This is a genomic window from Halorubrum tibetense (genome assembly GCF_042661865.1).
GTDB classification, from domain to species: domain Archaea; phylum Halobacteriota; class Halobacteria; order Halobacteriales; family Haloferacaceae; genus Halorubrum; species Halorubrum tibetense.
Genome location: NZ_JBHSWW010000160.1, coordinates 1 through 5,600 on the forward strand (window position 1 = coordinate 1; position 5,600 = coordinate 5,600).

Here is a 5,600-nt window from a genome sequence, read left to right on the forward strand (position 1 = left end):
CGCCGCGCGGGACGCGCTCGCCCGTCACGACGTCGCGCCGCTGTTGGACGCGGCGGACGCGCTCCTCCGAACGGGGCCTACCGGGACGAACGTGAACGACCTCCGCGTGCTGGTCGTGACGGGACCGGCGGAGTGAGTAGCGAAAGCGGAGCGAGCGGCGGCAACGGAGCGAGCGGCGGCAACGGAGTGAGCGGCGGTGGAACGTCACTGACCGGGTGGGATCGGCGGCGCTTATGTCGCTCCCGTTCCGAACCGATCCCATGAGCGATGACGCGGCCGCGCTTGACGAGGAGCTCCGCCTTCAGTCGTGTGAGCGGTGTCCGGCGCTGGTGGAGTCACGGAGCCGTATCGTCGACGGCGTCGGCCCCATCGACGCCGACCTGCTGTTCGTTGGTGAGGCCCCCGGCGCGACGGAGGACGAGCGGGGCGAACCGTTCGTCGGTCGTTCCGGTGACGTGCTCGACGAGGCGTTGCGGGACGCGGGGCTCGCCCGTGCGGACGTCCGCATCACCAACTGCGTGCGGTGTCGTCCGCCGGACAACCGTGATCCACGAGGCGAGGAACTGGCGAACTGTCGCGGCCACCTCGAGACGGAGATCGATCGGCTCGACCCCGATCTGATCGTGACGCTCGGGAAGGTTCCAAGCGAGCATCTGTTGGATCGATCGGTCGCCATCACCTCCGAGTCCGGGAGCGTCGTCGACGCCCGGCTCGGCGGCTCTTCCCGCCGTGTGCTGCTGTCCGTTCACCCGGCGGCGACGCTGTACGACCGGAGCCAGCGCGAGGGGTTCTTCGAGACGGTCGCGCGGGCAGCCACTCTCGCAGGGGTGGCGGAGGGATCGAGCGGACAGTCGCGACTCGGCGAATTCTGACTTGGCGTTCTGCCCGGTCCCTGACTCGGCGTTCCACCCGGTTCGGAGTTCTCAGCGCGTGAGGGTCGGTCTCATGGGATCTCTCTATAGAAAACATAGAAAACGATTAGTTACCCCAGTAAAGTTATCCTGTGTATGTCCGACAACAGGTGGTCGGCGAATCGGCGAACGTTTTTGAAAACAGCGGGTGCGGCAAGTGCGGTTGGGTTGGCCGGATGCGCAAGTGACGTGGCGGAAAACCAAGTCACGTGGGTGATGAATCCGGCTGAAGAGGAGATCGACATTCAGGTACAGTACGCGCCCCTTTTCGAATACATCGAGTCCGAAGTCGACGTGGAGATCGATGGACAGCCGACGGCGGACTACTCCGCGACGGTCGCGGAGCTCCAGCGTGCCGAGGAGAACGACCGGGTCTTCGCGGACACCTCTCCGGGTGCGGTCGCACAGATCGGCGACGAGATCGACGTTACGGGGATGCGAGTCGCGTTCGGTGCACAGCAGTACTTCTCGCTCATCACGACGACGCCGGACAGCGGCATTGAGTCGTTGAGCGACCTCGAAGGCGAGATCATCGCGTCCGGTGCGCCGACGTCCGTGTCGGGGACGCTGTTCCCACTCTTGATGCTCGAAAACGCCGGTCTCGACATCGGTGGGGCGCCCGGAACCAGCCCGGAGGACTTCGAACTTCGAACCTCCGATCACACGACTGCGCGCACACAGATGGTCGACGACGACTCGATCGCCGCGGCAGCGACCGGGGCGTTCTCGACGGGGCCACACGTCCCACAGGAACAGTTCGACGAGATGTCACAGGAGTACGTCGACATCTCTGCCGAGTACGACGGGGCCGGCTCGCGTGATCCGGAGCTCCAGCTGCTCGCCGTCTCCGACCCGATCCCGCGTGCGCCGATCGTAAGCAACGCGGCGTGGGACGAGTCGCTCAAGACCGAGGTACGGGAAGCGATGCTCAACGCGCCCGACGAGGCGTTCGCACACGACTCCGATGCCGATATCGCGGAGGCGCTCAACATCGATCCGGAGCTGCTCGAGATGGACGAGGACGAGCTCTCCGACAGCGAGCTCGACGATGTCGAGCTCGTTCAGGACCACGAGCTCTGGTTCAGCGGTATCGTTGAGGCAACGCACGAGGACTACGACCCCGTCGTCGAGCTCGGGCAGTCGCTCGGACTCGACTGGGGCGACCTCTAAGCAGCCAGTTCCCTCTCACCCTCCTTTATGAGCTACATCGAAGTAGACGGCGTTACGAAACGGTTCGGCGACGTCGTGGCGCTCGACGACGTATCGTTCGAGGTCCCTGCCGGCGAGTTCGTTATCGTTCTCGGCGTCTCGGGGTCCGGGAAATCGACGCTCCTGCGGACGATGAGCGGGCTGCTCTCGCCGACGGAGGGTGAGATCCGGATAAACGGCTCGCCGATGGTCGCTCCCCGACCGGAGGTCGCGATGATCTTCCAGCAGCACAACATCATCGGCGACATGTCCGCGTACTCGAACGCGCTCTCCGGCGGTATCCACCAGTTCGGGTTCCTCTCTAGCGTGCTCCAGCTACAGGACGAATCGGAGAAACACCGCGCGCTCGACGCGCTCGACACGGTCGGGCTGCTCGGCGAGGCGGAACAGAAAGCCAGACGGATGAGCGGCGGTCAACAACAGCGCGTCGGGATCGCCCGCGCGCTGGTCCAGCGACCGAACGTGCTTCTCGCCGACGAGCCGGTCGCGAGCCTCGATCCGGGAAGCGCGCAGGACGTGATGGGGTACCTCCGCAGCGCCTCCGAGGAACGCGATCTGACGACGTTCTGTAGTCTCCATCAGGTGAACATCGCACGGAAGTTCGGGCACCGATTCATCGGCCTCCGAAACGGAAAGAAAGTGTTCGACGGCTACCGCGATGAACTGACGATCGACGTAATAGACGACCTCTACGGCGATATCGACACGGAAGGGATGTTCGTGAGCCGAGATGACGGAACCGACGGTGCGGCGGAAGACGTGGCGACGACCTAACACGAATCGAGCTGATATACGTGACAACTAACCAATCTACATCCGACGGAACGAACGGTCCCGAGTCGGGCCCCGACGAGGCCGGCGCATCGGATCGGATCGTCGAACAGTTCGAGAACATCAGGCGAACGCGGCGACGACGGGCGCTCGGCTGGTTCGGCCTCCTCGGCTTCATCGTGTTCGCGACGATCCAGGCGTTCGCCGCGACCGAACTGCTCGATCCGGACGCCCGGATCGGGACGTTCCTCGACTCGCTGAACGAGTTCTTCCCCATCACGTTCTACTTCGACGTGATCCCGTTCCTCGATTTCGGACAGTACATCGAATTCATCCGGCAGGCGAACCTGCTGTACGACCCCGAGATCGGCGGGCTCCTGTTCCAGTGGCCACCGAGCGCGACCGACGCGTACGCGTTCTTCTTCACGGAGCTCGGTATCTTCCAGATCTTCGGCGAGGCCGGGATCACGCTCGCGATGGGGTTCGTCGGGACCGTCGTCGGCTTTCCGTTCGCGCTGGTGTTCGGGACGCTCGGCTCCGGGCGCGTCACGCCGTTCCCGTTTAACTTCATCTTCCGCGGGACGATGTCCTTCATTCGGGCGGTTCCCGCGATCGTCTGGACGCTCATTTTCATCCCGTTCCTCGGACTCGGTCCCGCCTCCGCGGCGCTGGCGATCGCGTTCGACACGATCGGGAACCTCGGACGGCTGTTCGTCGACGAGCTCGAAGAGATCGAGGAAGGGCCCGTCGAGGCGATGCGAACGACCGGGGCGAACAAGCCGCAGATCGTCTTCTTCGGCATGTTGAGCCAGGTCCGGACCGCGTTCATCGCGTGGACGCTGTACGTCCTCGAGATCAACGTCCGGATCGCCGTCACCGTCGGCGTCATCGGAGCCGGGGGGCTCGGGTTCATCGTGACCTCCCAACAGAACCTGCTCCAGTTCACGAACATGATGGCGACGCTGATCTCCATCTTCCTCCTCATCATCTCCGTCGAGCTGTTCAGCCAGCGGCTCCGGTCGCGGCTCCGCGCCGACGACGTGGAGATGGGGATCTGGGAGCTGATCACCGGCTTCCCGCGCCGGATGGCTGACTCGGCACTGAAGTAACGCCTCGCGGGACTTCCCCCCGCTTTCCGCCACACCCGCCGTCCGTTCGAGTCGGCTGAACGGTCGTCCACCGATCTGCCACAAGGGAAACCGACTTTTCGGTCGGCCTCGGAGGGGACGTATGCACACCTTCGAACCGCCCGCGGAGACGCTGGCGGATATCGTTCTCGTCGACTACGGGCTCGGGAACCTCAGATCCGCGACTCGCGGACTCGAACGGGCCGGCGCTTCAGTCGAGATCACCGACGATCCGGAGGCGTTCGCGGCCGCCGACGGCGTCGTCCTCCCGGGTGTGGGCGCGTTCCGCGAGGGGATGGAGAACGCCGGCCCCCTCCGGGAGGCGCTCACCGACCACGCCGCGGCGGGCCGCCCGCTGTTCGGGATCTGTTTGGGGATGCAGATGCTTCTCACCACGAGCGAGGAGGCGGACCACGAGGGTGAAGGCGAGGTGACGGGGCTGGATCTGGTTCCGGGCACCAACGTCCGGTTCGACGTCGACCGAAAGGTCCCACACATGGGCTGGAACGAGCTGGAGGTCGCCCGCGAGCACCCGCTCGTCGAGGGAGTCCACGGGGAGTACGCCTACTTCGTCCACTCGTACTACGCGGAGCCGGACGACCCGGACGCCGTCGTCGCCACCGCGGATTACGGCGTCGACTTCCCGGCGATCGTCGCCAACGACGCGGGCAACGTGTTCGGCACGCAGTTCCATCCCGAGAAGAGCGGGGAGACGGGGCTGCGGATCCTGCGTAATTTCGTCGAGTACTGCGCGGACCGGTAGATCGAGCGAGCGATGTCACGCGACCACTCCGTCCGGTTGGGCGTCGACGTCGGCGGCACGTTCACCGACGTGGCGCTGCTCGTCGACGGCGCGCTTACGACGACGAAAGTGCCGACGACGGAGCCGCAGAGCGAGGGCGTCCTTCGGGGGGTCCGTGAGGGCTGTGCCGCCGCGGGGATCGAACCGAGCGACGTCGACGCGTTCGCCCACGCCATGACCGTTTCGGTGAACGCGCTGCTCGAACGCGACGGCGCGACGACGGCGCTGGTGACGACGGCTGGGTTCCGTGACGTCCTCGAGATCGGCAGACAGGACCGGCCGTCGCTGTACGACCTCGGCGCGGAGAAGCCCGCGCCGCTCGTGCCGCGCCGGCGACGGTTCGAGGTCGACGAGCGCGCCACCGTCGACGGGATCCGCGACCGGGTCGACAAGGACGCGGTTCGCGACCTCGCCGCGCGCATCGGGACGGAACCGGGCGACGCGAACGACGAGCAAATCGAGAGCGTCGCCGTCTCGTTGCTTCACGCGTACGCGCATCCCGAGAACGAACGTCGAGTCGCGTCGCTCCTCCGCGAGGCGCTCGACGTTCCGGTGTCGGCCTCCCACGAGGTTCGCCGCGAGTTTCGCGAGTTCGAGCGGACGGCGACGACCGTCGCCGACGCGTACGTGACGCCGGCGATCGAGGGGTACCTCGGGCGGCTGCTCGACGAGGCTCGCGACGCCGGGCTCCCGGATCCGCGCGTGATGCGGTCGAACGGCGGGGTAGCCGACATCGAGACGGTTCGGTCGAACGCGGTCACGACGGTCCTCTCCGGGCCG

General features: G+C 65.9%; 6 protein-coding genes. All 6 read left to right on the plus strand.

The window, feature by feature from the left end; all coding sequences use genetic code 11:
• The first annotated feature begins 260 nt into the window (after positions 1-260).
• Positions 261-872 carry a uracil-DNA glycosylase gene (locus tag ACFQEU_RS10550; protein ID WP_379781912.1) on the plus strand — a complete coding sequence of 204 codons (612 nt, stop codon included), beginning with the start codon at positions 261-263 and terminating at the stop codon, positions 870-872.
• A 135-nt stretch (positions 873-1,007) separates the two neighbouring features.
• Entirely contained in the window at positions 1,008-2,081 is a 1,074-nt protein-coding gene (locus tag ACFQEU_RS10555; RefSeq protein WP_379781914.1) for a substrate-binding domain-containing protein, read from the plus strand.
• A 27-nt stretch (positions 2,082-2,108) separates the two neighbouring features.
• Positions 2,109-2,894: a phosphonate ABC transporter ATP-binding protein gene (locus ACFQEU_RS10560; protein WP_379781916.1), complete on the plus strand. Its 786-nt coding sequence runs from the start codon at positions 2,109-2,111 to the stop codon at positions 2,892-2,894.
• Between the two features lie 20 nt (positions 2,895-2,914).
• Positions 2,915-4,000, plus strand: coding sequence for a phosphonate ABC transporter, permease protein PhnE (phnE, locus tag ACFQEU_RS10565; protein ID WP_379781918.1), 1,086 nt, complete (start codon positions 2,915-2,917; stop codon positions 3,998-4,000).
• A gap of 121 nt (positions 4,001-4,121) precedes the next feature.
• A complete protein-coding gene (gene hisH, locus ACFQEU_RS10570) occupies positions 4,122-4,781 on the plus strand; it encodes an imidazole glycerol phosphate synthase subunit HisH (RefSeq protein WP_379781920.1) in 660 nt (219 codons plus the stop codon).
• A 12-nt stretch (positions 4,782-4,793) separates the two neighbouring features.
• Positions 4,794-5,600: hydantoinase/oxoprolinase N-terminal domain-containing protein (locus tag ACFQEU_RS10575; RefSeq protein ID WP_379781922.1), on the plus strand; the 807-nt coding region annotated here is incomplete at its 3' end.